The organism is Achromobacter sp. MYb9 (assembly GCF_002975275.1).
In the GTDB taxonomy this organism is placed as follows: domain Bacteria; phylum Pseudomonadota; class Gammaproteobacteria; order Burkholderiales; family Burkholderiaceae_B; genus Achromobacter.
Genome location: NZ_PCOQ01000006.1, coordinates 105,541 through 130,018 on the forward strand (window position 1 = coordinate 105,541; position 24,478 = coordinate 130,018).

Below are 24,478 nucleotides of genomic sequence, written 5' to 3' on the forward strand. Positions count from 1 at the left end.
GCGTCAGGTCGGTTGCTGTACGACGATGGACGGGAATTTTCCGGCCATGTCGCGCGGTAGCGCCGCGACGCCCGCTGCCAGCTTCCGGGCAATGCCCCGATACAGCGAGGCAGCTTCGCTGCCCGCATCCGACACCACGGTCGGGGTGCCGGCGTCCGTCTGCTCGCGGATCGCCAGCGTCAACGGCAGGCTGCCCAACCACGGCGTCTGATATTGCTCGGCCATGCGTTGGCCGCCGCCTTCGCCGAAAATGTGCTCGGCATGCCCGCATTGCGAGCAGATATGGATGGCCATGTTCTCGACCACGCCCAGGATCGGCACGTCGACCTTCTGGAACATGCGCAAGCCCTTGCGCGCGTCCAGCAGCGCCACGTCCTGCGGCGTGGTGACGATGACGGCGCCCACGACCGGCACTTTCTGCGCCAGGGTCAGGGCCACGTCGCCGGTGCCCGGCGGCATGTCGACGATCAGGTAATCCAGGTCGCGCCAATTGGTCTGGCGCAGCAGCTGCTCCAGCGCCTGCGTCACCATGGGGCCACGCCAGATGGCGGGCGAATCGGCGTCGATCAGGAAGCCGATGGAATTCGCTTGCAGGCCGTGGCCGGTCAGCGGCTCCATGCTTTTGTTGTCCAGGCTTTCGGGACGGCCGGAAATACCCAGCATGGTCGGCACGCTGGGGCCATAGATATCGGCGTCCAGCACGCCCACCTTGGCGCCTTCGGCGGACAGCGCAAGCGCCAGGTTCACGGCGGTGGTGCTTTTGCCCACGCCCCCCTTGCCTGAGGCCACTGCAATAATGTTGCGCACGTTCGGCAGCGGCTTCAGGCCCTTCTGCACGGCATGGGCGGCGACTTTCCAGGTAACAGTGACCTGCGCGTCGGCCACGCCAGCGGCCGCCAGCGCCGCCACGGCAATATCGCGGACCTGATCGCGCACGCTGTCGGCCGGATAGCCGAGTTCCAGCGTCAGGGCGGCCCGGCCGCCCGTGAGTTGAATGTCACGATCTTTTACAGAAACGCCTAGGTCCAGTCCGGTGTTGGGGTCGTGCGCGGCGCGCAAAGCGGCGCGGATGTGTTCTATCGTTATACTCATGTCACTATGGTTCCGTAGGCAGCGCGGCTTCTGCGGGCCGCCGTCCCCTAAAGGATAGCGGATACACGGGAACCTTTCGCTGCGTTTTGCATCCGACCTTCATGACCAACACACTTATCCGCTTCTTCCGTGCCGTCCTATTCGCCGCCTTGGCCTTGATCGGCATGGCGATGGCGCTGGTCTTCATGCTGTCCACGGCTCTCGCCGTGGCGATCCTGTACGTGGTCGCCAAGGTGCGCGGCAAACCTTTCGGCGTTCGCGCCTATTGGAGCCAGCGCCAAGGCGCCCGACCGGGTCCGTTCCAGTCCGCCACCGCCCCCTTCGCCACGCAACCGCGCGGCGATGTGATCGACGTCGAAGCCCGCGAAATCCGCTGACGGCGGCTTTGCGTGAGCGCTTGCGCCGCCCTGCGGCGCAAGCCGGCCAATGCATGGCGTGTCGCCCGGGCGTCTGCGTCCAGACCGCCAGCGCCCGGCCTGTAACCGCATTCCTTCAACCCGCCTCCTTCGCAGCGTTGCGATAGGCGGGTTGCGTCGTTTTCGGGCACCGGCGCGCCCCTGGCCGGGCAAGTCGTCTCCGTTGCCCTAAAATGGCCGGCCAACACCCCTTTTTCCCCTCAACCTCTACTGACAACCATGTCTCGCACCCTATTTGTCACCACTGCGCTGCCCTACGCCAACGGATCTTTCCACATCGGCCACATCATGGAGTACATCCAGGCCGATATCTGGGTCCGTTCGATGCGAATGGCAGGCCACACGGTGCACTTCGTAGGGGCGGATGACGCGCACGGCGCGCCCATCATGTTGAAGGCCGAAAAAGAAGGCATCACGCCGCAGGCGCTGGTTGCCCGCTACGCCGCTGAGCGTCCGCAATACCTGAACGGCTTCCACATCCGTTTCGATCACTGGCATTCCACGGACTCCGCCGAGAACGTCGCGCTGTCCCACGATATCTATCGCGCCCTGAAGGCCCAGGGCCTGATCGAAACGCGCTCGATCGAACAGTTTTACGATCCGGTCAAGGGCATGTTCCTGGCCGACCGTTACATCAAGGGCGAATGCCCCAAGTGCCACGCCAAGGACCAGTACGGCGATTCCTGCGAAGTCTGCGGCGCCGTCTACGCGCCCACCGAACTGATCAACCCGTACTCGGCGCTGACTGGCGCCACGCCGGTGCTGAAGTCGTCGGACCACTTCTTCTTCAAGCTGTCCGACCCGCGCTGCGTGGAATTCCTGCAGCAATGGACGACGGGCTCGAACGCCCACGGCGGCAAGCACCTGCAACCGGAAATGCTGGCCAAGACCCGCGAATGGCTGGGCGCCGAAGACGGCGAAGCCAAGCTGGGGGACTGGGACATTTCGCGCGATGCGCCTTACTTCGGCATCGAGATTCCCGACGCGCCGGGCAAGTACTTCTACGTGTGGCTGGACGCGCCGGTGGGTTACCTGGCGTCGCTGAAGTCGTATTGCGAGGTCAAGGGCCTGGATTTCGACGCCTTGCTGGACCCCGACGGCACGACCGAGCAAGTCCACTTCATCGGCAAGGACATCGTGTACTTCCACGCGCTGTTCTGGCCCGCAATGCTGAAGTTCGCCGGACGCAAGACGCCGGACGCCGTGAACGTGCACGGGTTCATCACCGTCAGCGGTGAAAAGATGTCCAAGAGCCGCGGCACCGGCATCTCGCCGCTGCGCTACCTGGAAATCGGCATGAACGCGGAATGGCTGCGCTATTACATCGCCGCCAAGCTGAACGCGCGGGTCGAAGACATGGACTTCAACCCCGAAGACTTCATCGCGCGGGTCAACAGCGACCTGGTCGGCAAGTACGTCAATATCGCCAGCCGCGCCGCCAGCTTCATCACCAAGCACTTCGACGGCGCACTGGGTTATTCGGGCGACACCGCTGCGCTGTCCGCCGAATACGCCGAACAGGCGGAATCCATCCGTGCCGCCTTCGAAGCGCGCGAATACAACCGCGCCATCCGCGAAATCATGGCCTATGCCGACGGCATCAACCAGGCATTCGACACGGCGCAGCCGTGGGTCCTGGCCAAGGGCATCGCTACCGCCGACGACGCACAAAAAGCCGCGCTGCAGGACATCTGCTCGCGTTCGCTGGCGGGCTTCAAGGCCCTGTCCGTGATGCTGGCCCCTGTGTTGCCGTCGCTGACCGAGCGCGTGGCGCTGGAACTGTTTGGCGCCCAGGCCCCGTTCACGTGGGCCGACGCCGCCGTGCTGCCGCAGCGCGTCGCGCCGTTCAAGCACCTGATGCAGCGCGTCGAACCGCAGATGCTGGAAGACCTGTTCGAACCGCCCGCCGCCCCGGTGGTGGTGCCTGGCGGCGAGCCGGTGGCTGAAACGATCTCCATCGACGACTTCGCCCGAGTCGACCTGCGCATCGCGCAGATCGTCAATTGCGAACACGTCGAAGGCTCCACCAAGCTGCTGCGCCTGACGCTCGACGTGGGCGAAGGCCGCCACCGCAACGTGTTCTCGGGCATCAAGTCGGCCTACAAGCCCGAAGACCTGATCGGCAAACTGACCGTCATGGTGGCCAACCTGGCCCCGCGCAAGATGAAATTCGGCGTATCCGAAGGCATGGTGCTGGCGGCCAGCCACGCTGACGAAGCCGTGGACGCCGGCATCTACGTGCTGGAACCGTTCCCGGGCGCCAAGCCCGGCATGCGCGTGCGCTGATCGCGCAACCCGCGCAGCGAGTACAAAGCCCACCAAGAAATTGGTGGGCTTTTTGTTGGGCGACCGGACTTAAGCCTTGCTGGGCGCCAACCCCGGGTCCAGCGAATGCCGCTCGTCGAACACGAAGCACTTGCCTTCGTAGCCCGGGCCGCCGGTCTCCTCGAAGTACTTCAGGATGCCGCCATCCAGCTGATACACGTTCTGGATGCCGGCTTCGTTCATGTAGATGGCTGCTTTCTCGCAGCGGATGCCGCCCGTGCAGAAGCTGACGACGGTCTTGCCTTCGAGTTCGGCGCGGTGCGCCTGGACGGCGGCGGGGAATTGCGTGAAGCGGTCGATGCGCCAATCGATCGCGTTTTTGAACGTGCCTTCATCCACTTCGAACGCGTTGCGGGTGTCGAGCATCACGACGGGGCGGCCGGCATCGTCCATGCCCTGGGCCAGCCAGCGGGCCAGCGTCTGCGCATCCACGCCCGGCGCACGGCCGGCCTCGGGCCGGATCGCGGGGTGATCCATGCGGATGATCTCGCGCTTGATCTTCACCAGCAGCTTGCGGAATGGCACGTCTACGCTGTGGCTGAACTTGACCTCAAGGTCGGCGAAACGCGCGTCCGCGCGCAGCGTTTGCAGAAAGTGGTCGATGCCCTCGGCCGAACCGGCCAGGAACAGGTTGATGCCCTCTTCGGCTAACAGGATGGTGCCCTTGAGCGCGGCGTCGCCGGCCAAAGCCAGCAGGCGGGCGCGCAGGTCGGGCAGCGAGTCCAGCGAAACGAATTTGTAGGCGGCGATATTGACGACGGAAGTCATGGCAAAGCGAAGAAAAGCGGACGGCGAAGCCCGTAATAGTAATCGGTGGGCGCGTTGCGCCGCCTCCCGCCCGCCTTGATCCGGCTCAACGATTAACGATTTCCTGCTCGATCACGGCGTCCAGCACCCAGCGCATGGACGAACCGTTGGCTGGCGGATTCGGGTCGGCGACCTCGACCACGCGCAGGCGGTAGCGGATGCCTGGCTGGAAATTGAAGCCGGTGATGTCCCCGTACCAGAACTGCCACGGCTGCGCGGCGCTATCGCGCACCTGATAACACAGGGTGCGGCCCGCGCCGGCGTTGCAGGGCACGCGCTCCGAATTCACATAGACCAGCTTGGTCGGCCCCGCCTGGCCGCCCGCCACCGGGTCGACGCGACGGCCGAAGTCCAGCGTATCGCCCGTGCTGAGCACCCACGTCATGCGCTGTGGGTTATTGGTGTTGTCCAGCGACGTGGCGGTGATGCGGGTCAGGCCGTCCAGGAAGGCGCGCTCCAGCGCCATGTTCTGCGCAGCGCAGGCCATCATCGTTGCCACCGGATTCGCCTGCACGATCAACTGGCCGTTGGCCACGGTATAGGGCGCGTTGTACTGGTTGCATCCCGCGAAGCCGGACATGCGGGGGGAGCCCCGGTCGTGGATGAAGGTAACGGTCAGGGGCCGCGACCCCGAGGACGGATGCGGGATGGTGCGCAACCCGCCGCCCGGCTGCGTCCACCGCGCCAGATCCCAGCTGGTTTGCGCCAGGATGTCCGACGCCGAGGCGGGCTGATAACGGGGATCCTGCCCGTCGGCGGTGCGCTGCGGCGACGACGCGCAAGCGGCCAGGCCAATGGATAGCAGGCATGGCGCCAGCCAGCGCAAGGAAGCGGTAAAGGGCATGGGGGTCTCCCGGAATCTCAGCAAGGAAAGGCCCGGCCCCGCGCTAGGCTGCCAGGATCGGGCAGCGCCATTGTAGGCGTGCCCCGACCCTGTTTTCACCCCGAAAACACGCTGAAACGGCTATCCGCGGCGTCGCGTCGCCGCGCCGGGCGTTACGGCGTGGGAGGATCCTGGCGCCGCTCGAATTCCAGGACATCGCCGCCGCGCAGGTTGAACGTCAGGTGCCGCGGCGCCCCGCCGTTATCCAGCGTGAAGGTATCGATGGCCGTCAGGCCGCGCAGATAATCCGCTTCCAGTTTGGCGCGTTCAGGCGCCGGGCAAGCCATGCGGGTCGAGGCCGGCGCATTGATGAAGAGTTTGCCGCGTTCCAGCTTGTACGAACCCATGTAGCGATTGCAGCCCGAAAAGCCGTTCACCTGGTACTGCTTGCCCTGGGCCAGGAACGTCAGGCGCACCGGTTCGCCATTGTCGCCATGCGGAATGTCCCGCAACGCGCCGCCGGCTTGCGTCCAGCGCACCAGTTCCCAACTGGTCTGGGCCAACGAATCCGCGCTGCTGGCCGCGTTGGCCGCCGCGGCGCCTTCCGGACGCGCGCCCCCTGTGGACCCCGCGCAACCCGCCAATGCGACAGTCAGAAGGCTCAGGCACAGCGCCCGGCCGCGCGAAGACAAATGGGTAAGCATGGATGGCACTCCTAAAAAAATCACACCCCCGACTGTAACCGGCACGAGGCCAGGACGTCCTTTCCTCCCCCCTACAGCCGTATCCAAAAGCAGCAAAGGCGGGCCGGTATCCACGCCGATGATGCAGGGTCCTGCATCGAATGCCGCATGGCGGCACTGCCGGGCGACGCGCAGAATCGTTGCAGACCACATTTCCGGCAAACCCCAGCAACATGGGGAAACGCCGTCGGTCTTATACATACCGCAGACGCAGGTGTCCGGCTCATGGGGCCAACAATAAAACGACGGGGAGACACGGCGATGGGCTTTTTAAGAACGTTATTGGCGCTATCAGTGGTGCTGGACCACTTGGGCGGCGGCTATGCCGATCACCTGGTCGGCGGCCGGCTTGCGGTGCAGCTGTTTTATGTGATTTCCGGCTTCCTGATTTCATTTGTCCTGACTACGACGGACAACTATCAGGGCGCCACTGGCAAGTTCTACGCCAATCGCTTCCTGCGGCTCTTCCCCATCTATCTGGCGGTGGCGGCCCTGACGCTGATGGCGCACGTGCTGAGCGGCGGCGCGTTCTTTCGCATCTACGAGGCCCTGCCCTTTTCCGCCGAGCTGTTCCTGGCGCTGGCAAACGTGCTCATCCTGGGCCAGGACTGGCTGATGTTCTTCGGGATCGAACATGGCGCGCTGGCGTTCACGGGCAACTTCGCGCGCAGCGAAGTGCCCTTGTATCAGGGGCTGCTGGTGCCGCAGGCGTGGACGCTGGGCGTGGAGATGAGCTTCTACCTGGTGGCTCCCTTCGTGCTGCATTCCCCGCGCCGGCTGATGGCGCTGCTTGTGGCATCGATGGCGTTGCGCGCAGTGCTTGTAGCGACCGGCATCGGCATGACCGACCCCTGGACCTATCGCTTCTTCCCGACGGAACTTGCGCTGTTTCTGGTCGGCTCGTTGTCCCACCAAGTGCTGCTGCCGCGCTGCAAAGCCTGGACCCGGCGGTTCCCTCGGCTACCCGAAGCCGGCACCGCGGTGCTGGTCGTTTATTGCCTGTTGCACTTTTCGATCGGACTGAACCACAACGTGCGCGATGCGCTGGCGGTGCTGCTGTTCGCAGCCCTGCTGCCGCTGGCGTTCCTGTTTCAGTCGCGCCACCGGCTGGACAAGGCGATCGGGGAATTGAGCTACCCGATCTACATCTGCCATTCACTGGTGATCATGTTCTTCAGTTGGCTGCTGAACGACGTCGAAACGAATCAGCCCATGCTCTTTACGGCGCTGGTGGTCACGGGCTGCATCGCGTTTTCGGCGCTGCTTAACGGCTTGATCGCGGATCCGGTGGAACGTCTACGCAGCCGGTTGCGCAGCGACCCGCCAAGCGGCGACAAGATTCCGGCGACGAACCCGCGACGGCCCGCGCAACCGGGCCAGGCGTTGGGCTCTATTCACCGCGCGCCTTGATATAGGCGGCAAGCACCAGCTCGATCTGCCGCTTTTCTTGCGAACTCAACCGCGAATAGGTGGCGTACGACACGGATTCGAACGGCCAGGCCGGCGGGTGGGCGATATCGCCCACATTGACGGCTGGCCCGGAATAACCGGAATTCAACATCGGCCCCTCGCCGGTGCTGAGCCACATCGGGCTGATCCGCAATGCGCGGGCCAACTTGATGAGCGCATCGCTGGAGGGTTGCTGGCGTTGCCCGCTTTCGTAGTTGCCGATGGCGCTTTGCGACAGGTTGCTTGCGACCGCCAAGTCCTTTTGAGTCCATCCCTGAAGCACTCTTGCGTTGCGCAGACGATGGCTAAACGTGTCCAATCGATCAACCTGAGACATTAATATGAATTTATTTATTTGATTAAAACATCTCAATACTGGCGCCAAATAAACGGACTACACCCCAATTTGCGGGTTAATCCATAAATCGCAACATTCACCTGCTTGGGCGCTTTATCTGTTGACCCGCAAGGGCGCGACATTCCTGGCGTAATCCAGAAAAAACCCATACCTGCCATTGACTTACCAAGAAATATCAAAATGCGGACGGCCTTATCGGGCCATCGCGGCCAGCGCCCGCCAGCAAAAATCCGCCCCAAGTTTATGGGCAATCCGACATCAAAAATAGAAAATAATGTATCGGTAATACTAAATAATCTATCGTCGCCACAGCCTCGATGAACAGCGGTTCAACCGCTTGCCGCGATTTTGGCCAGGACGCTAAGTTACCATCAGAAACTACAGAAACGTATCTTCACAAAAAAACACGCCCGTGTTTAAATGAAACACGGGCGTGACTTCCATGCGGGTCGAGTCACCGGCGGCCCGGGGCGATAACGCCGCAGCCACGCAGCCGGACAAGGTCCCGGCCCGGTCAGGCTGGCCGCTAGCGCATAGAACCTGGACAAGCGTCCAGACCTTCCGCCCACATTCAAACAACACCGCCAGACGGTCCCGTCATGGCGCGCAGCTTAGAAAGGGAAGCCATGCCAGGACTGCCGAGGCCGACGCGCTTCGCTTTCAAGCACCGCGCCCATGCGGCGCCACCTCATTGGAAGCATCAATGAACAACACGCTGGATGTCATTTTCCTGGGGCAGGACGACGCCAGGCATGCCAGGCTGGAAGACGCCCTGTCGCATCTGGGCTTCAGCGTCCGCCGTTGCTACGACCTGGTGGATGTCTATGACCGGTACTCCCGCAGGCCCAGCCCCTTGGTGGTGCTGGAAGCGCCGCTACCCGACATCCACAACGCCGCGGTCCGGCTGCGCGCGGTGGAGCGCGGCCTGGGCATTGTGGCGATAGCCACGTTCGCCGATACCGAAAGCCGCATCCGCACGCTGCTCTGCGGCGCGGACGCCTGCCTGCCGCCCGACGTAAGCGGGCTGGAACTTGCGGCGGTGCTGCAGGCGCTGGTGCGCCGTGCGGTAGGGCTGGACGGCATGGACGCCGCGTCGGACACGCACGCGGAAGAACCCGCCCTGGAAACCTGGCGGCTGGCCAATAAAGGTTGGACGCTGGTCCACCCCGGCGGCCGCACCCTGGGCCTGACGACGGGCGAGCGCGACTTTCTATCGCGCCTGGTGGCCGCCCCCGACCGCAAGATCAGCCGCGACGCTTTCTATGCCGATGGCGCGGAAGACGCCGATAGCGGCATCACGCGCCGCCGCTTCGTGGATGTGATGATCAGCCGCCTGCGTCGCAAGGCCGCTGCCAATCAGATGACGTTGCCGATCCGCGCCGTGCATGGCTGGGGCTACATGTTCGCCGCGGACATCACGCTGGACGTGGACTATCGGGATACGGGGGATGACAGCCGCATGGACGGGCTGGAGGACTGGCGCCGCGAGACGGCGGACGCAAGCGCGTCGACATAAGGCGAATCGCAACCCATGGGGCGATTCGCAGCCGCGATGGCCGGGCGATGTTGCCCGCGTGCCTGCGACAGGCGAAAAAAACGCGGCGCTGCCCCCGAGAGGTAAGACGCCGCGCTAAAACAACACGTGAACCCGGAGTCATCAGCCGGCACTGATGCCTTCTACCTGGATCACGCGATTCCAACATTCGTGCCTCATACTACTCACGCACGGTCCGACCGTGAACCTGAGCGGGGTCTCTAGTCCCCGCTCAAGCTGCAACGTGATCAACGCCCGGGGTCCGGGCCCGCCCTGACTACTGGCGGGCTTATCGCCCGTATCAGCGGTTTTCCTCTTGGATAGCCGCGTGATGGAAGAAGTTTAGGACTTCGGGCCTGAATGCAGTAATTCTTTGTTGATAGCCTTCTATACCTATTAGATATAGCAGAGCGGTGTGCCTGCCGCCCTAAAATGGCGAAAAAGGACACGCCCCCAATGCCCCTTCCGTACCTCTCCTTGCGGCATCGTTTCAGAAAAGTGCTGGCGTTCTTTCCGCCCAACTGGTGCCTGGCCATCCTTGTGGCGCTGGACGGATATGCCTTCATGCACCCCGTGCTGCGCGAAGTGCGCGCCCGCGAATACTCGTTCTGGCTGGCGCTGGACAATTGGCACGAGGTCATGCGCGTGGTGGGGCTGCTGGAGATTCCCCGCCTGGTGCTGGGCGTGGGCCTGCAGGTCATTGCGCTGGGGCTGATATTGAAGGCCCGCATCGCATGGGCGTTCTCGCTGGTGCTGCTGATCGGCATCGGCACCTTCGGCATCCTGGGCCAGGGCGGACGCGCGGGACTGGGCGTCTATACGTTGGTGCTGGTGATCGCGCTGATCGTCTACTGGCGGCGCTTCGACCGCGCCAGCGTCACGGCGGGTTCGCTGTTCGCGCTGGTCAGCGTGCTATCGCTGTTGATCTACGCGGTGTTCGGCACGCTGTACCTGGGCAACGAATTCAATCCGCCCATCCTGGACGCGGGCACCGCGTTCTATTTCTCGATTGTGTCCATGTCCACGGTGGGCTATGGCGACATCACGCCGCACACCATCACCGCCAGGCTGTTCACGGCGTCGATTATCATTCTTGGCATCACCGTCTTCGCCACTTCCATCAGCGCGATCGCCGGCCCGGTGATCGGCGGAAATCTGAAGCGGCTGGTCAAAGGCAGGTTCTCCACCGCCATGCGCAAAAATCACATCATCATTGCAGGCGAGACCCCGCTGGCGCTTAGCGTCTACGACGGCTTGCGCCGCCGCGGCGAAGAGGTCACGGTCATCGTGCCCGCCGGCGCTCCGCAGGAATATCCGGCCGCGGCGGACCTGATCGAAGGCGATCCCTCAAGCGTGGAAGTCTTGCGCGCCGCGGGCGTCACGCGGGCACGCTACGTGCTGGCGCTACGCGCCGACGATGCCGAGAACGCATTCATCGTGCTTGCGGCCAAGGAAGCCACCGGCGACAGCGGCGCCAAGACGGTTGCGCTGGTCAACACCAGCAAGCATCTGGAAAAGATCCGGCGCGTGCAGCCGGACATGGTGTTCTCGGTGCAGTTGCTGGGCGCCGAACTGCTGACCCGCGCCATCAATGGCGAGCCCATGGACAGCCAGGCCATCACGGACCTGTTCTTCGCCAAAGCCGCGACGCCGACCAAGCCATCCTGACCGGATCAGGCCAGTTCAGGCGGGCTGGGAACCGGGCGGCGAGTGGCTCGCGTACCAGCGCAGGAATTCCGCCGAGGGCATCGGCCGGGCAAACAGATAGCCCTGGATGAAGGCCACGCCACGCGAGGTCAGGTAATCGAACTGCACTTGCGTTTCAACGCCTTCCGCCACGACCGCCATGTTCAGACGGTGCGACAGCGTGATGATGACGTCAAGCACCGGCGCCTCTTCGCCCGTGGGCTGGATGGCGTGTACGAAGCCCTTGTCGATCTTCAGGTAATCCACCGGAAACTTCTGCAGATACGACAGCGAACAGTGGCCCGTGCCGAAATCGTCGATAGCCACTCGCACGCCCTCGGCGCGCAATGCATCGATGTTGCGGCGCGCCTGACCGTTGTCCGAGATCAGGCTGCGCTCGGTGATTTCCAGCACGATCAGCGGCCGCCGCGCCGCGACGTTGGCGCGAAAGGCCTCGATTTCAGCGACCAGCCCGCTGCTGGATAGATGCTCGGGCGCCAGGTTCACGCCCACATGGAAGTCTGGCGGCGTGTTCCAGGTTTGCAGGTCGCGTTCGATCAGCCGCAGTAGATGCCGCGTCAACGGAATGATCATGTCTTCGGCCTCGGCGGCCGCGATGAAGATGTCTGGCCGCACGAATCCCACGCCGGGGCGGTTCCAGCGCATCAGCGCCTCGACGCCCTCGCATTGGCCTGTCTGTTGGCCATATACCGGCTGGTAGTACACCTGGAATTCGTCGGCCTGCATGGCGCGCCGCAACTGCTCTTTGAACGACAGGCGGTTCACTTGCAGGCGGTAGGCGGCGACTGCCAGCCCTGCCCCGATCAGCATGGCTGCGGGCAAGTAGCTCAACATCAGTTGCTGCCACGCGGTGACCACGCTTTCCGACGGCGCCTTGACATTGATGGACAGCGCCACGCGGCCGCTGTTGCGCGTGACTTCCTCGTACACGAGTCCGGCGGGGCCGGTTGCGCCATTGCCGGATTCGCTGCGAATCGGGGCGCCGTCCCCCACCGTGAGCTCCAGTCGGTAATCGCCCAGCGTCGCGACGGCGTTCAGCAAATCCAGTATGTAGCGGCCATCCACGGCGACCGCGCCGCTATATCCCGGCGCGCCCGGCTTGCCCAGCAGGATCGCCGGCCGGTCCGGCGCCAACGGGGTGCCCGCCACCGAGAAAAGCCAGCGGTCGGGTGTGCCCTTGATGGGCCATTTGCGGAAATCTCCAATGGAGAAATCGACGGTGCCGATCACGGACGAACAGTAGATGTGATCGCTGTTGGCCAGAACCAGCGCGCGGAAGTACGGGTTCAGCGCGCTCCAGCGTTGCAGCGACGGCAACACGGCGGCGCAAGGCTGGGGCGTCAGTTCCGCCACCCGGTCCAGCAGGGACCAGGCCTGGGAAAGGATGTTCTCGACCTGGACGCGGACGATCTTTGCCGCGGCTTCGGCCGCATGGCGCTGTTCGTTCTTGGCATGCAGCCATGTCCAGGCCACGCACAGCAAAACGGGAACGACCAGGGCGAACGCCACCGGCAGATAGCGCCATGATGGCACCCGAACCGTCATTCCTGATGTCGACAATAGTGCCTCGCTGGAAATTCCGTCATTGTGGAATGACTCCCTGGATGGATAGGACACCATGCGCGATCCAGCGTCAAGACGCCGGGCCGGCTTGACCCGCGTCAAGGAACGCATGGGCAGCGGCGTCCACAATGAAAGGGGCCGGGGCTGGCCGTACCGCCCTTGGCTGGGCTATTGTTGACGCTCGTAGTTCGCTACGCCCCCCGGGCGACTTCACGGCGGCGCATATTCGCAAGACCTTGGGCCAGACGGCTTGAGGGCTGATTCGTTTCCCCTTACCACTCTTTTAAAAGGACGGATGATGAAGAAGACTACTGCCCCCACGACCCCAGGAATCGCCGGCGCCAACGCCGCCTACTGCCAACGGCTGGCCCAGCTTGCGCAAGAAAGCCAGGAACGCTGGATGACGCTTGGCCGCCGCCTGGCCGATGACAACGCCGCCCGCTATCTGGCCACCCTCGGCCCGCTGAACTCCGGTGGAGACTGGCACGAAATCGCTCCGGCCCTGGGCGAAATCACCCGCAAGCAATGGCAATGCCAACTGGAAGCCAGCCAGGCCATCACCCACGCCGCGCTGGAAGAACAGGCGGCCATGGCCGCCGGCTTGGGCGAAGCCATGAGCGGCTGGTTCAGAAGCGCCACCGGCGCCGGCATGGCGGTCGACGCATCGCCCCTGACGCAGATGTGGTCCACGATGTCGAACCAGATGGCGGCGGCATGTTCCGCGATGCGCGATGCCAGCCAACCGGGCGACCGCCATGACGGCTAAGCGCACGGCGCTGGTCACCGGCGGTGGCGGCTTGGGCCGGGCCATCGCGCGGGCGCTGTGCGACGCGGGCCATGACGTCATCGTCACCTACCATGCCAGCGAAGACGCAACGCGGGCATGGGCCGACGAAGAAGCGGCCAACGGGCGCCACTTTGCCCTCTACCAGGTGGACGTGGGCGACTACGCCTCATGCCAGTCACTGATGAGCCGCCTGGAACACGACGGCCGCCAGATCGACATCCTGGTCAATAACGCCGGCATCACCCGAGACGCCCGCCTGCGAAAAATGAGTTTCGAGAACTGGTCGGAAGTCCTGCGCAGCAACCTGGATTCGATGTTCAACATGACGCAGCCGTTGTGCGGCGGCATGGCGGACCGCGGATGGGGCCGTATCGTGAACATTTCGTCCGTGAACGGCAGCAAGGGCGCGTTCGGGCAGACCAACTACGCGGCGTCGAAGGCCGGCATGCACGGGTTTACCAAATCGCTGGCGCTGGAACTTGCCAGCAAGGGGGTCACGGTCAATACCGTGTCGCCCGGCTATCTGGACACGCGGATGGTGCGGGTGGTGCCCGAAGCGGTCTTGAAGGAAAAAATCCTGCCGCAGATCCCGGTAGGCCGATTGGGCCAGCCGGAGGAAGTGGCAGCCCTGGTCGCCTTCATCTGCAGCGATGCGGCGGGCTTCATGACCGGCAGCAATGTGGCCATGAACGGCGGCCAGCACATGGACTGACGCCCGGACGGCGCGCGGCGGTCAAGCACCTGCGGATCAGGGGACGCACCCGCAGCGCCTGTACTGCTTTTTTTTGTAACTCGCAAGGCAGCATCGCATCTGAACTGATGGCTTTTCCCCTATGACGGGTCGTGAAACCGCCTGCATTTCATACAACTGATCCGCTTTTTTAAGCGTTTTCTGAATCTGTACTAAGCAGTCTCCATATCCTAACTTCGTGCGGTAGGTTCAACACCCGCCTGCGCATGCCGTCTTGTGACGGTTGCCCGCGCCGGCGACGAAGTCAGGAAGACCGCTATGGATAGCGACGCGCTATTGCTTGCCCGAATACAGTTCGGCTTCACCATTTCTTTCCACATCGTTTTCCCCGCGATCACCATCGGGCTGGCCAGTTATCTGGCCGTGCTGGAAGGTCTGTGGCTGAAAACGCAAAAAACCGTCTATCGCGACCTTTACCATTTCTGGACCAAGATCTTCGCCGTCAACTTCGGCATGGGCGTCGTGTCCGGTCTGGTGATGGCTTATCAGTTCGGCACCAACTGGAGCTTCTTTTCCGATTTTGCGGGCAGCGTCACGGGGCCGCTCCTGGCCTACGAAGTGCTGACCGCCTTCTTTCTGGAAGCCGGGTTCCTGGGCGTGATGCTGTTCGGCTGGTCGCGCGTGGGCCCCGGCCTGCACTTTTTCTCGACCATCATGGTGGCGCTGGGCACGCTGGTGTCGGCCACCTGGATCCTGGCGTCCAACAGCTGGATGCAGACGCCCGCGGGGTACGAAATCCTGGACGGCCGCGTGGTGCCCACCGATTGGCTGGCCGTGATCTTCAACCCGTCCTTCCCCTACCGCCTGGCGCACATGGGCATCGCCGCCTTCCTGGCCACCGCGCTGATGGTAGGCGCGTCCGGCGCGTGGCACCTGCTGCGCGGCGACCGCAGCCCGGCCGTGAAGAAGATGTTCGCAATGGCGATGGGCATGCTGCTGCTGGTCGCGCCGCTGCAAGCCGTGGTGGGCGACATCCACGGCTTGAACACGCTGAAGCACCAGCCCGCCAAGATCGCGGCCATCGAAGGCCATTGGGAAAACGAGCCCGGCGCGGGCGTGCCGCTGACGCTCTTCGGCATTCCCGACATGGAGCGCGAGGAAACGCGATACGCGGTGAACGTGCCGCGCCTGGGCAGCCTGATCCTCACGCACAGCTGGGACGGCCAGTTCCCCGGTTTGAAGTCGTATCCACCCGAAGACCGGCCCAACGCGACCGTGGTGTTCTGGTCGTTCCGCGTCATGGCCGGGCTTGGCACGCTGATGATCCTGCTGGCGGGCTGGGCGCTGTGGACGCGCTGGCGCGGCCGGCTGTACGAATCGCGCGCGCTGCAACGCTTTGCGCTGTGGATGGGACCGTCTGGCATCGTGGCGATGCTGGCCGGCTGGTATGTCACCGAGATCGGCCGCCAGCCCTGGATCGTCTATGGCGTGATGCGCACGGCGGACGCGGCCACCCCCCACGGGCTGGGCGAACTGACACTGACGCTGACGTTGTTCGTGGTCGTGTACCTGTTGGTGTTCGGCGCCGGCGTGTCCTACATGCTGCGGCTTATCCGAATGGGTCCCAGCCCCGCGCCCGGCCACGCGCCGCTGTCCGGTGGGCCGGGCGAACCGCGCCAACCGTCTCGGCCGTTGTCCGCCGCATCCACCCTGGCGGGCGCCCAGCCCGCGCAACGCACGCAATCAGGAGTCTGAGGCCATGGGCATCGATCTTGCACTGATATGGGCCGTCATCATCCTGTTCGGCGTGATGATGTACGTGGTGATGGACGGCTTCGACCTGGGCATCGGCATTCTTTTCCCACTGATCCGCGACCGCGATGAACGCGATGTCATGGTCAACACGGTGGCGCCGGTGTGGGACGGCAACGAGACCTGGCTGGTGCTGGGTGGCGCCAGCCTGATGGCGGCATTTCCATTGGCCTATTCCGTCATCCTCAGCGCACTGCACCTGCCGCTGGTCTTCATGTTGCTGGGCCTGATCTTCCGCGGCGTGGCCTTTGAATTCCGCTTCAAGGCAGACGAACATCACCGCGCCTGGTGGGACCGCGCGTTCGTGTTCGGTTCCGTCTGCGCCACGTTCTTCCAAGGCGTGACGCTGGGCGCCTACATCGAGGGCATCCCGGTGGTCGATCGCGCGTATCACGGCGGCGCGTGGGACTGGATCAGCCCGTTTTCGATATTCACGGGCGTGGGTTTGCTGGCGGGGTACGCGCTGCTGGGCTGCACCTGGCTGATCATGAAGACCGAAGGCCGGTTGCACCGCCACATGTGCGATATCGCCCGGCCGCTGACGCTGGCGCTGCTGGCCGTCATCGCCGTGCTTAGCGTCTGGACGCCGCTGGCGCAGCCACAGATCGCGCAGCGGTGGTTCAGCCTGCCGAACATGTTCTGGTTCTTCCCGGTTCCGCTTCTGGTGGCGGCGGCCGGCTTCGACCTGATCCGCCGCGTGCGCAAGCTGCCAGCCGCTGGCCCGTTCCTGCTGTCGCTGTGCCTGGTGTTCCTGGCCTACAGCGGGTTGGGCATCAGCATCTGGCCCGCGATCATCCCGCCCGATGTATCGATCTGGGCGGCGTCTGCGCCACCGCAAAGTCTGGGCTTCGCATTGGTGGGAGCCTTGCTGATCATTCCCATTATCCTGATGTACACCGCCTGGTCGTACTACGTTTTTCGCGGCAAGGTCCGTACCGGCGAGGAGTTCCACTGATGAACGCGATGAACCGCCCCGCCCCCGCGCCGTCGTGGCGCAGCCGCCTGCTGTGGCTGGCGGCGATCTGGGCAGCCAGCGTGGCCGCGCTTGGCGTGACCGCCTACGCGCTGCGCCTTGTCATGCGCGCTATCGGGATGTCGCTCTGATTCCCATGAACACGGCCACAAAGAAACGGAGCTTTCATGAAGCGCTATGAACGCCTGACAGAAGACATCACCGCCTCGATCCGATCGGGGCTGCTGCAAGTGGGTGACCGCTTGCCCTCCGTGCGGCAGACCAGCACCAGCCGTGGGGTCAGCCCGTCGACGGTGTTCAAGGCCTATTACCTGCTGGAGGCGCGCGGGCTGATCCGCGCGCGGGACCGCTCCGGCTATTACGTCCTGCGCGACCCGCATGGCGCCCTGCCCGAACCCGACGCCCTGTCAACCGCCAGCGCGGGCCGCCACCCGGTGGATGTCAGCGACAACGTGCTGCAGGTGCTGAACGCCACCTTGCGCCGCGACATGGTCCCCTTCGGCTCGGCCTTCCCCAGCCCGTCGCTGCTGCCCTACGGACGTTTGGCCAAATTCATGGCGTCCACCGTGCAGCGGCTGGATCCGTGGGGGTCCATCGACGACCTCAGTCCCGGCGACGCCGCGCTGCGACGCGCCATCGCGCTGCGCTATCTGGCGGACGGCGTGTCCGTGCCGGTCGACGACATCATCATCACCAATGGCGCGCTGGACGCGTTGAACCTGAGCCTGGCCGCGGTCACGAACCCGGGCGACGCGGTGATCGTCGAATCCCCCACGTTCTACGCCGCGCTGCAATCGCTGGAACGCAATCAGCTGCACGCCATTGAAGTGGCGACGCATCCGCGCGAAGGCATCGACCTGCAGGCGCTGGAACAGGCCATCCTGCGACACCGGCCGCGCGCCTGCTGGCTGATGACGACCTTCCAGAATCCGCTGGGCAGCCTGATGCCCGACGGCAAGAAAGAGGCGCTGGTCAAGCTGCTGACCCGGCACGGCGTGGCCCTGATCGAAGACGACGTCTACGGCGAACTCTACTTCGGCGAAACGCGGCCACGCCCGGCCAAGGCCTTCGACACAGAAGGCATCGTGATGCATTGCTCGTCGTTTTCGAAGACGCTGGCGCCGGGGTATCGCGTGGGCTGGGTGGCGGCCGGGCGCTATACGCGCAAGATCATGCGCAACAAACTGACCACCAGTCTGGCGACCGCCGCGCCCACGCAAGCCGCCATCGCGGCCTATCTGGAAAAGGGCGGCTTCGACCGCCATCTGCGCCAGTTCCGCCAAGCGCTTGCCTTGCAGCAAGGCGAACTGCTGCAAGCCGTGGCCCGCTACTTTCCGAAGGGCACGCGCGCCACGCGGCCGTCCGGCGGCTATTTCGTGTGGGTGGAACTGCCGGCGCACATCGACACGCTGAAGGTGCACCGTGCCGCGCTGGACCATGGCATCAGCATCGCGCCCGGCCCGTTGTTCTCGTCGTCGGGTGCGTTCGGCAATTTCCTGCGGCTGAACCACGGCCACCCGTGGAGCGTGGACCTGGAGCAAGGGATGGCGACGCTGGGCAAGCTGCTGGGCAGTGCGTGAGTCAGCTGATTAACAGGTTCAGGACATGAAATTCCGATTCTTGATACAGATAGAAACCGGGCCCGCCACAGCCATCCATTAGAGTTCGAGGCCTTTCATTTTCCAGCGGTGCCGCGTTGCGGCCCCTTGCCTATGACCGCCTCTTATCCTCGTGTTTTGCCGCGCTATGCGTTGGGCTGCTACGCCGGCGCGTTCGCCCTGCTTTACCTGTTCAGCGCCCAGTTGCTGGCCGCGCTGGACATCTGGCTGCTGCCTCGCAGCCTCTTGATCGAGATGCTGCGCTACCGCGCCATGTGGCTGGTCTTCTTCCTGACGCTGCCAGCCGTCGGCTATCTGCTGTGGCGCGGATCGGACCTGGTGGCCTGGTGGCGCGCGCCTGATGCACTGACGCTGGACAGCCACGCGCTGCACATCGGCCCCCGCCAGCTGGCCTATGCCGATGTGGCGTCCATCCGCCATCAGCACAACCGCGACCATCTGGTGTTGACCACGCGCGCCGGCGAACGCGTGCGCATCCGCCTGGCGATCTGGGAAGACGGCTATGGGCTGGCCGACCAGCTGGAAGAATCGATCGGCGGCAATCTGGAGGCCGTCACGCTGCGCCGGCTGCAGGCCCAGGACACCGTCGGCTTCGGCCCGCTGTCCATGAACGCGTCGGGACTGACCTACAAGGGCCAGCTGATTCCGTGGGCCGCCATCGATTCCATCCGCACGCAGTCTGACAGTGAAGGCATGGAAACCGACGAGACACTGATCATCGTCGCGCGCGGCAAGACGCACAAGATCGACCGTTCCAAGATCGTCAACGAACCGGTCATGCTGGCCTGTCTGCGCCAGTACCTGCCCGGCGCATAAGCCAACGCGCTGCCGGCGTTGCGCCGGCCACGCATCCCATCATCTTTTTTCGTAGCCTCGACATGGAAATCTACAGCTCTACCGCCCGGCAATCCGAAACGCTTGCGGATCGACCGGTGTACTTTTCGCGCAATCGCCTGATCGCTGGCGCCGTCGTGTGGTTGCTGGCCACACTGGCCTTCGGCGCATTGACGTTGAATGCGCGCGGCAACACCGGCGGGATGGCGTTCTTCGGCGCCATCACCGCCATCGCCATCTGGCTGGTCGTCAAATGCCTGAAGCGCGCGTTCGGCCCCGCCACGCCGGTCATCACGTTCACCCGCGACGGCCTGAAACTGACGGACGGCACCGTCATTCCGTGGGGCGCCATCACCGAGAACACCTACGTCAACCAGAACTACGTGGGCATTCCGACCGCCAAGCAGATCCAGTTGAAGACGTCCCTGCCGGACAGGAAGCGCGTGCTGATTTCGGCGATGGCGCTGGAGATCGACGGCGACGAGTATCTGGCGCTGTGCGACGCGTATCAGGCGCGGTAACACCGACCGGCGGATAGAACGCCGACCCGGTGTTCCACGGCGCGCCGCGCAACGAATGTGCGCCGTTGCGGTACACGTTCCTGGCGCGCCTATCGCGCGGTGGGCGCAGAGGCGGCGCGTGCCGCCTCGACCTCGCGCAGCAACGAGGCCGCATCCGGCCGCAGGGGCAGCACCAACCTGCCCTGGCGGTCGATCGCGCCCCACTCGCCGCCCGTCATGAAGCTGTGTTCGCCATCCGGCGTGAACGCCTTGCGGCAGCCTTCGCACACTACGGCCAGCCCGCCGCTGAACCGGTCGACCCATTCGTAGGGCGTGGCCAGCACGCGATTCAGCGCGGTGTCGTAATAGGCCATGCCGCCAGACCACGGGCCGCGCGTCAGGCCGGCTTCGAAATCATCCGCGGAATTATCGTAGGTCAGCACCGGCACCGACTTGCCATCGGGCCGCACCCAATGCCAGGACTGGTGCGCAAGCAGCGGCGACAGTCCGTCGAGGTTGAAGTCCATCGACCGCAGGATCTCGGGCCGAAGCACCAGCGCATCGCCGTCCAGGCGCGCGCAATGTTCGGCGGATTCGAGCATTCCACCGGTGTCCTTGCGGGCGTAGTAGCAAGTTAGATCAAAGGTGGCGGCATTGCCCGGGACAGCCGCCAGCAGCGAGAACAGCAGGGTCGTCAACATGCCGGGAATCCTAGCATGCGGTGGCAGGCAGCCCGCCGACGGGCCGCCTGCCGCGGAGCCTCAATTCGCCGTCGCGCCCGAATCCTTGACGGCTTGCGCCCACGTGGCGATTTCGGACTGGATGAACGTACCGAACGCCGCGGTGTTCACGCTGGACGCTTGCGCGCCCTCTTCCATCAAGCGCTGTTTGACCGCAGGTGCGGCCAGCGCCTTGCTTAGCGCCGTATTCAGCGAGGCCACCACCGCATCCGGCGTGCCGGCCGGCGCGACGATGCCATGCCACGATACCGCCTGGAAACCGGGCAGGCCGGATTCCGCCATCGTCGGCACGTCCGGCATCGCCGGCGAACGCTCGGGCGAGGTCACCGCAAGCGCGCGCAAGGTACCCGCCTTCACGTGCGGCAACACGCCGGGGATGGTGGTGAACATGAAATCGATCTGGCCGCCAATCAGGTCGGTAATGGCCGGGCTGCCGCCCTTGTAGGGAACGTGCGTGAATTGCAGCTTGGCGGCGCTCTTGAACATCTCGCCGGCCAGATGGCCCGGTGTGCCGGCACCCGCCGACCCCATGTTGATCTTGTCGCCCTGCGACTGGATGTAGGCGATCAGTTCCTTGACGCTGGACGCCTTCACGTTGGGGCCGATGACCAGCACGTTCGGCACGGTCGCCAGCAGCGTCACGGGCGTGAAGTCCTTCACCGCGTCGTAAGAGATGCGCGAATACAGGGATGGATTGATGCCGTGCGTGCTGGCGGTGGCCAGCAGCAGCGTGTAGCCGTCCGGTGCGGACGAGGCCACCTGCTTGGCGGCGATGGTGCCATTGGCACCGCCCTTGTTGTCGATGACGATGGTCTGGCCCAAGGTCTTGGCGGCTTCGGCCGCGATTGTGCGCGCCAGGATATCGGAGGTGCCTCCGGCCGAATGCGGCACCACCACGGTGATCGGCTTGACGGGGAAGGTTTGCGCCTGCGCGGCCGGCAAGGCCGGCGCCAGACAGGCAGCCAGCGCAACGCGCGCCAGCAGTCGGGTACGGAACATGAATGTCTCCTGGTTTGTATTCGAATGCGGCGCTTTCAAGAGGCGCCGTCATGCCCGCAATGGACGGCTCCGCTTAGTCGGATCCGAGTTGCAGTTTGTTGGGCTGGCGCTTTTCGATGGACCACTTCAGCAACGCCGCGCTCCGGTAGATACCGTGCGCGAACTTGCCGTAAGGCAGCGTCAGGAACAGCGCCATCACCACGCCCAGGTGGATCGCCAACAACAGCGCCATCGCACCGCCATCGCGTCCGGCAAGCAGCGCCAGGCCCGTGGCGCTGGTCAGGAACAGCAGCATGATGAAGCCGCGGTCCATCGGCTTTTGCGCCGCGTCGCCTTGCTGCGGGTGGCGCTTGAGGTTCAGCCACAGCAACCCCGCCGGACCGATCAAGAGGCCGATGCCGCCCGCCGTGCCCAGCAGCACCGGGGCGCTCAGCACCGGATAGGGCGCCTGCTGGCCCAGCAGATAGTGATAGAGCGTGGCCACGCAGGTAGCCGCAAAGCACAGCATGAAGCCGTAGAACGTGAAGTGGTGGAAGCGGCGGCGCCACAGCGTGAAAGCGTCGTCCGCGTTGTTGCAGCCCTTGCCGTGCCCGCCGTCCAGATAGCGCAGGCGCAGCGCGTCGTGCGCCGCTTCCGCCACCGCCGCGCCCGAGGCCGCCCCCGGGCTGACGTTGCGCCAGAAGCGCGTAACGCCCACCCCAAGCGCCAGCATCGAAAATCCAAACACCACGCCGAACATCAGCGCCAGCGTGTTGTGGGGGAACACCGCGTAGAAGTTGCCGGCCATTGGTTCGTGGAACAAGCCGCCCGCCATCAGCACCGCCAGCACCAGGAACAGCGCCAGCCCGCCGGCCGTGGCCAGGGACAAGGCCAGGCCGTTGCGCTTGTACAGCGTGCCCAGCGCGGCGGGCCAGGCGTAGTCGGTATAGGTCTGCATGCGAACGCGGGCCATCGACTGCGGCACATTCACCGCGAATTCATGCGGCGGCGCATACTGACAAGCATGCAGACAGGCGCCACAGTTGTGGCAAAGATTGGCCAGGTAGTTCAAGTCGGCCTTGCCGAATTCCAGCCGGCGCGTCATCGCCGGGAACACCGCGCAGAACCCCTCGCAATAGCGACAGGCATTGCAGATCTGCATGACGCGGGCAACTTCCGTCTCGTCGGCGGTCAGAAGATCGGCCTGGGGCGTTGCCTGCTTGCCGAGCCAGCGCACCGGCTGCTCGGCCATGGCGGGCGTGGCCTCGGCATGCGGGGTGGAAAACGACTGCGCTTCGCGAGCCAGGGCTTCAAGCTGCTTCATATCGTGCTCTTCGCAAGGTTCTGGGCGCGCGCGGCGGCGGCGGCCCGGGTGCCGGCAATACGGCCGAACGCGGTGCCGATGGACATGCCCACCCCCGCCGTGTAGCCCTTACCCAGCACATTGCCGGCCATCATTTCGCCGGCAACGAACAGGTTGTCGCTGGGCACATCGTTGAACCGGACCGCGGCGGTGTCGTCCACCTTCAGGCCCAGGTAGGTGAAGGTGATGCCCGGGCGCAACGCATAGCCATAGAACGGCGCGGTATCGATCGGCCTGGCCCAGTGGGTCTTGCCGGGCGTTACGCCTTCGGTATGGCAATCGTCCAGCGCGGTATGGTCGAACGTGCCGACGCGGCAGGACGCGTTGTAGTCGCGCAGGGTTTTCTCGAACGTTGCCGGGTCCAGGCCCAGCTTGGCGGCCAGCTCCGGCAGGGTATTGGCCTGCACGCCCGGAAACACGGGCGGCATGAAGCGCCCGATGGCCTTTGCGTCGATGATGGAATAGGCGATCTGCCCGGGCTGCATGGCCGTCAGGCGGCCCCAGATGGCGTAGCGCTTGGGCCAGAAATCTTCGCCTTCGTCATAGAAGCGCACGGCGTCGCGGTTGACCACCACGCCCAGCGACACGCAGTCGATGCGCGTACAGATTCCCCCGTCGTACAGCGGCGCGCGCGCGTCGATCGCCACGCAATGCGATTGCGACGGATCGCCAATGCTGTCGGCGCCCGCATCCAGCATGAACTTCAGCAGCACGCCCATGTTGAAGCGCGTGCCGCGGATCAGGAAATTGTCGGCCGGCCATTCGCCGCGCTCGTTCTGGCCCCACGCTTCGCGCAGCCATTCCCGGTTGGATTCGAAGCCGCCCGCCGCCAGCACGCAGGCGCGCGCCTCGATGCGTTCCGCGCCGATGCGGGCGGCCTTGAAACGCCCTGCTTCCAGCTCCAGCGCATCGACCGGCGCGTTATAGCGGATCTGCACGCCCAAGGCCTCGGCGCTGCGGTAATAGGCGTTCACCAGCGCCTTGCCGCCCCCCATGAAAAACGCATTGGTGCGCGCCACGTGCAGCGCGCCCGACAGCGGCGGCTGGAAGTTCACGCCGTGACGGCGCATCCAGTCGCGACACGTCGACGATTCGCGGATGACCAGCCGCGCCAGATGTTCGTTGGTCAACCCGCCGGTGACCTTCAGCAGGTCTTGCCAGTATTCCTCTTCGGGATAGGCGTCGGTCAGCACATCCTGCGGCGCATCGTGCATGCAACGCAGATTCCGCGTGTGCTGCGAATTTCCGCCGCGCCATTCCCGTGGCGCGGCTTCAAGCAGCATCACGCTTGCGCCGGCCTCGCGCGCCATCAGAGCCGCGCACAGCGCCGCATTGCCCCCTCCCACCACCAAGACGTCCACCAT

General features: G+C 64.6%; 23 protein-coding genes. 13 read left to right on the forward strand and 10 right to left on the reverse strand.

The window, feature by feature from the left end; genetic code table 11:
* Positions 1–3: 3 nt before the first annotated feature.
* Entirely contained in the window at positions 4–1,092 is a 1,089-nt protein-coding gene (gene apbC / locus CQ050_RS11630; protein WP_105556982.1) for an iron-sulfur cluster carrier protein ApbC, read from the reverse strand.
* A gap of 101 nt (positions 1,093–1,193) precedes the next feature.
* Between apbC and CQ050_RS11635 the strand changes: the two genes are divergently transcribed.
* Both CQ050_RS11635 and metG read left to right on the forward strand, forming a co-directional pair.
* Positions 1,194–1,469: a hypothetical protein gene (locus CQ050_RS11635; protein WP_050448114.1), complete on the forward strand. Its 276-nt coding sequence runs from the start codon at positions 1,194–1,196 to the stop codon at positions 1,467–1,469.
* A gap of 180 nt (positions 1,470–1,649) precedes the next feature.
* Positions 1,650–3,794: a methionine--tRNA ligase gene (metG, locus tag CQ050_RS11640; RefSeq protein WP_255410186.1), complete on the forward strand. Its 2,145-nt coding sequence runs from the start codon at positions 1,650–1,652 to the stop codon at positions 3,792–3,794.
* A 69-nt stretch (positions 3,795–3,863) separates the two neighbouring features.
* On the opposite strand, the gene CQ050_RS11645 is transcribed toward metG, so the two are convergent.
* From CQ050_RS11645 to CQ050_RS11655, 3 genes are all read right to left on the reverse strand, one after another.
* Positions 3,864–4,601: a sulfurtransferase gene (locus tag CQ050_RS11645; RefSeq protein WP_105556984.1), complete on the reverse strand. Its 738-nt coding sequence runs from the start codon at positions 4,599–4,601 to the stop codon at positions 3,864–3,866.
* 85 nt (positions 4,602–4,686) lie between these two features.
* Complete coding sequence (locus CQ050_RS11650; RefSeq protein ID WP_105556985.1) at positions 4,687–5,484, reverse strand: META and DUF4377 domain-containing protein; 798 nt, start codon at positions 5,482–5,484, stop codon at positions 4,687–4,689.
* A gap of 152 nt (positions 5,485–5,636) precedes the next feature.
* Positions 5,637–6,167: an META domain-containing protein gene (locus CQ050_RS11655; RefSeq protein WP_105556986.1), complete on the reverse strand. Its 531-nt coding sequence runs from the start codon at positions 6,165–6,167 to the stop codon at positions 5,637–5,639.
* 300 nt (positions 6,168–6,467) lie between these two features.
* Here CQ050_RS11655 and CQ050_RS11660 point away from each other — a divergent pair, with 300 nt between their 5' ends.
* Positions 6,468–7,616, forward strand: a complete 1,149-nt coding sequence (locus CQ050_RS11660; RefSeq protein ID WP_105556987.1) for an acyltransferase — start codon at positions 6,468–6,470, stop codon at positions 7,614–7,616.
* Here the strand turns inward: CQ050_RS11660 and CQ050_RS11665 are convergent.
* Positions 7,597–7,992, reverse strand: a complete 396-nt coding sequence (locus CQ050_RS11665; RefSeq protein WP_255410184.1) for a helix-turn-helix domain-containing protein — start codon at positions 7,990–7,992, stop codon at positions 7,597–7,599. The genes CQ050_RS11660 and CQ050_RS11665 overlap by 20 nt on opposite strands.
* A gap of 724 nt (positions 7,993–8,716) precedes the next feature.
* Between CQ050_RS11665 and CQ050_RS11670 the strand changes: the two genes are divergently transcribed.
* Both CQ050_RS11670 and kch read left to right on the forward strand, forming a co-directional pair.
* Positions 8,717–9,529 carry a response regulator transcription factor gene (locus CQ050_RS11670; RefSeq protein ID WP_105556988.1) on the forward strand — a complete coding sequence of 271 codons (813 nt, stop codon included), beginning with the start codon at positions 8,717–8,719 and terminating at the stop codon, positions 9,527–9,529.
* Positions 9,530–10,003: 474 nt separating this feature from the next.
* The gene (gene kch / locus CQ050_RS11675; RefSeq protein WP_105556989.1) at positions 10,004–11,215 is read left to right on the forward strand and encodes a voltage-gated potassium channel protein; all 1,212 of its coding nucleotides are present in this window, start codon (positions 10,004–10,006) and stop codon (positions 11,213–11,215) included.
* 15 nt (positions 11,216–11,230) lie between these two features.
* Here kch and CQ050_RS11680 read toward each other — a convergent pair whose 3' ends face one another.
* Positions 11,231–12,799, reverse strand: a complete 1,569-nt coding sequence (locus CQ050_RS11680; protein ID WP_105556990.1) for an EAL domain-containing protein — start codon at positions 12,797–12,799, stop codon at positions 11,231–11,233.
* Positions 12,800–13,115: 316 nt separating this feature from the next.
* Between CQ050_RS11680 and CQ050_RS11685 the strand changes: the two genes are divergently transcribed.
* The 8 genes from CQ050_RS11685 (at position 13,116) to CQ050_RS11720 (ending at position 20,054) form a co-directional block, all read left to right on the forward strand.
* Positions 13,116–13,583: a hypothetical protein gene (locus CQ050_RS11685; RefSeq protein ID WP_369868272.1), complete on the forward strand. Its 468-nt coding sequence runs from the start codon at positions 13,116–13,118 to the stop codon at positions 13,581–13,583.
* Complete coding sequence (phbB, locus tag CQ050_RS11690; RefSeq protein ID WP_105556992.1) at positions 13,573–14,316, forward strand: acetoacetyl-CoA reductase; 744 nt, start codon at positions 13,573–13,575, stop codon at positions 14,314–14,316. Before CQ050_RS11685 ends, phbB begins: the two co-directional genes overlap by 11 nt.
* 297 nt (positions 14,317–14,613) lie before the next feature.
* Positions 14,614–16,050, forward strand: a complete 1,437-nt coding sequence (locus CQ050_RS11695; protein ID WP_105556993.1) for a cytochrome ubiquinol oxidase subunit I — start codon at positions 14,614–14,616, stop codon at positions 16,048–16,050.
* 4 nt (positions 16,051–16,054) lie between these two features.
* Entirely contained in the window at positions 16,055–17,062 is a 1,008-nt protein-coding gene (gene cydB / locus CQ050_RS11700; RefSeq protein ID WP_105556994.1) for a cytochrome d ubiquinol oxidase subunit II, read from the forward strand.
* Positions 17,062–17,211 (forward strand): DUF2474 family protein, encoded by a 150-nt coding sequence (locus CQ050_RS11705; RefSeq protein WP_105556995.1) that lies wholly within the window; start codon positions 17,062–17,064, stop codon positions 17,209–17,211. The genes cydB and CQ050_RS11705 overlap by 1 nt, the downstream gene beginning before the upstream one ends.
* A 36-nt stretch (positions 17,212–17,247) precedes the next feature.
* A complete protein-coding gene (locus CQ050_RS11710) occupies positions 17,248–18,660 on the forward strand; it encodes a PLP-dependent aminotransferase family protein (RefSeq protein ID WP_105556996.1) in 1,413 nt (470 codons plus the stop codon).
* 132 nt (positions 18,661–18,792) lie between these two features.
* The gene (locus CQ050_RS11715) at positions 18,793–19,515 is read left to right on the forward strand and encodes a hypothetical protein (RefSeq protein ID WP_105556997.1); all 723 of its coding nucleotides are present in this window, start codon (positions 18,793–18,795) and stop codon (positions 19,513–19,515) included.
* Between the two features lie 62 nt (positions 19,516–19,577).
* Entirely contained in the window at positions 19,578–20,054 is a 477-nt protein-coding gene (locus CQ050_RS11720) for a hypothetical protein (protein WP_105556998.1), read from the forward strand.
* An 89-nt stretch (positions 20,055–20,143) separates the two neighbouring features.
* Here CQ050_RS11720 and CQ050_RS11725 read toward each other — a convergent pair whose 3' ends face one another.
* The 4 genes from CQ050_RS11725 to tcuA all read right to left on the reverse strand — a co-directional run bounded on the left by CQ050_RS11725 (position 20,144) and on the right by tcuA (position 24,478).
* Positions 20,144–20,734, reverse strand: a complete 591-nt coding sequence (locus CQ050_RS11725; RefSeq protein ID WP_105556999.1) for a hypothetical protein — start codon at positions 20,732–20,734, stop codon at positions 20,144–20,146.
* A gap of 60 nt (positions 20,735–20,794) precedes the next feature.
* Positions 20,795–21,772: a tripartite tricarboxylate transporter substrate binding protein gene (locus CQ050_RS11730; protein WP_105557000.1), complete on the reverse strand. Its 978-nt coding sequence runs from the start codon at positions 21,770–21,772 to the stop codon at positions 20,795–20,797.
* 73 nt (positions 21,773–21,845) lie between these two features.
* On the reverse strand, positions 21,846–23,075 hold the full coding sequence (gene tcuB / locus CQ050_RS11735; protein WP_105557001.1) for a tricarballylate utilization 4Fe-4S protein TcuB: 1,230 nt from the start codon (positions 23,073–23,075) through the stop codon (positions 21,846–21,848).
* On the reverse strand, positions 23,072–24,478 hold the full coding sequence (tcuA, locus tag CQ050_RS11740) for an FAD-dependent tricarballylate dehydrogenase TcuA (protein ID WP_105557002.1): 1,407 nt from the start codon (positions 24,476–24,478) through the stop codon (positions 23,072–23,074). The genes tcuB and tcuA overlap by 4 nt, the downstream gene beginning before the upstream one ends.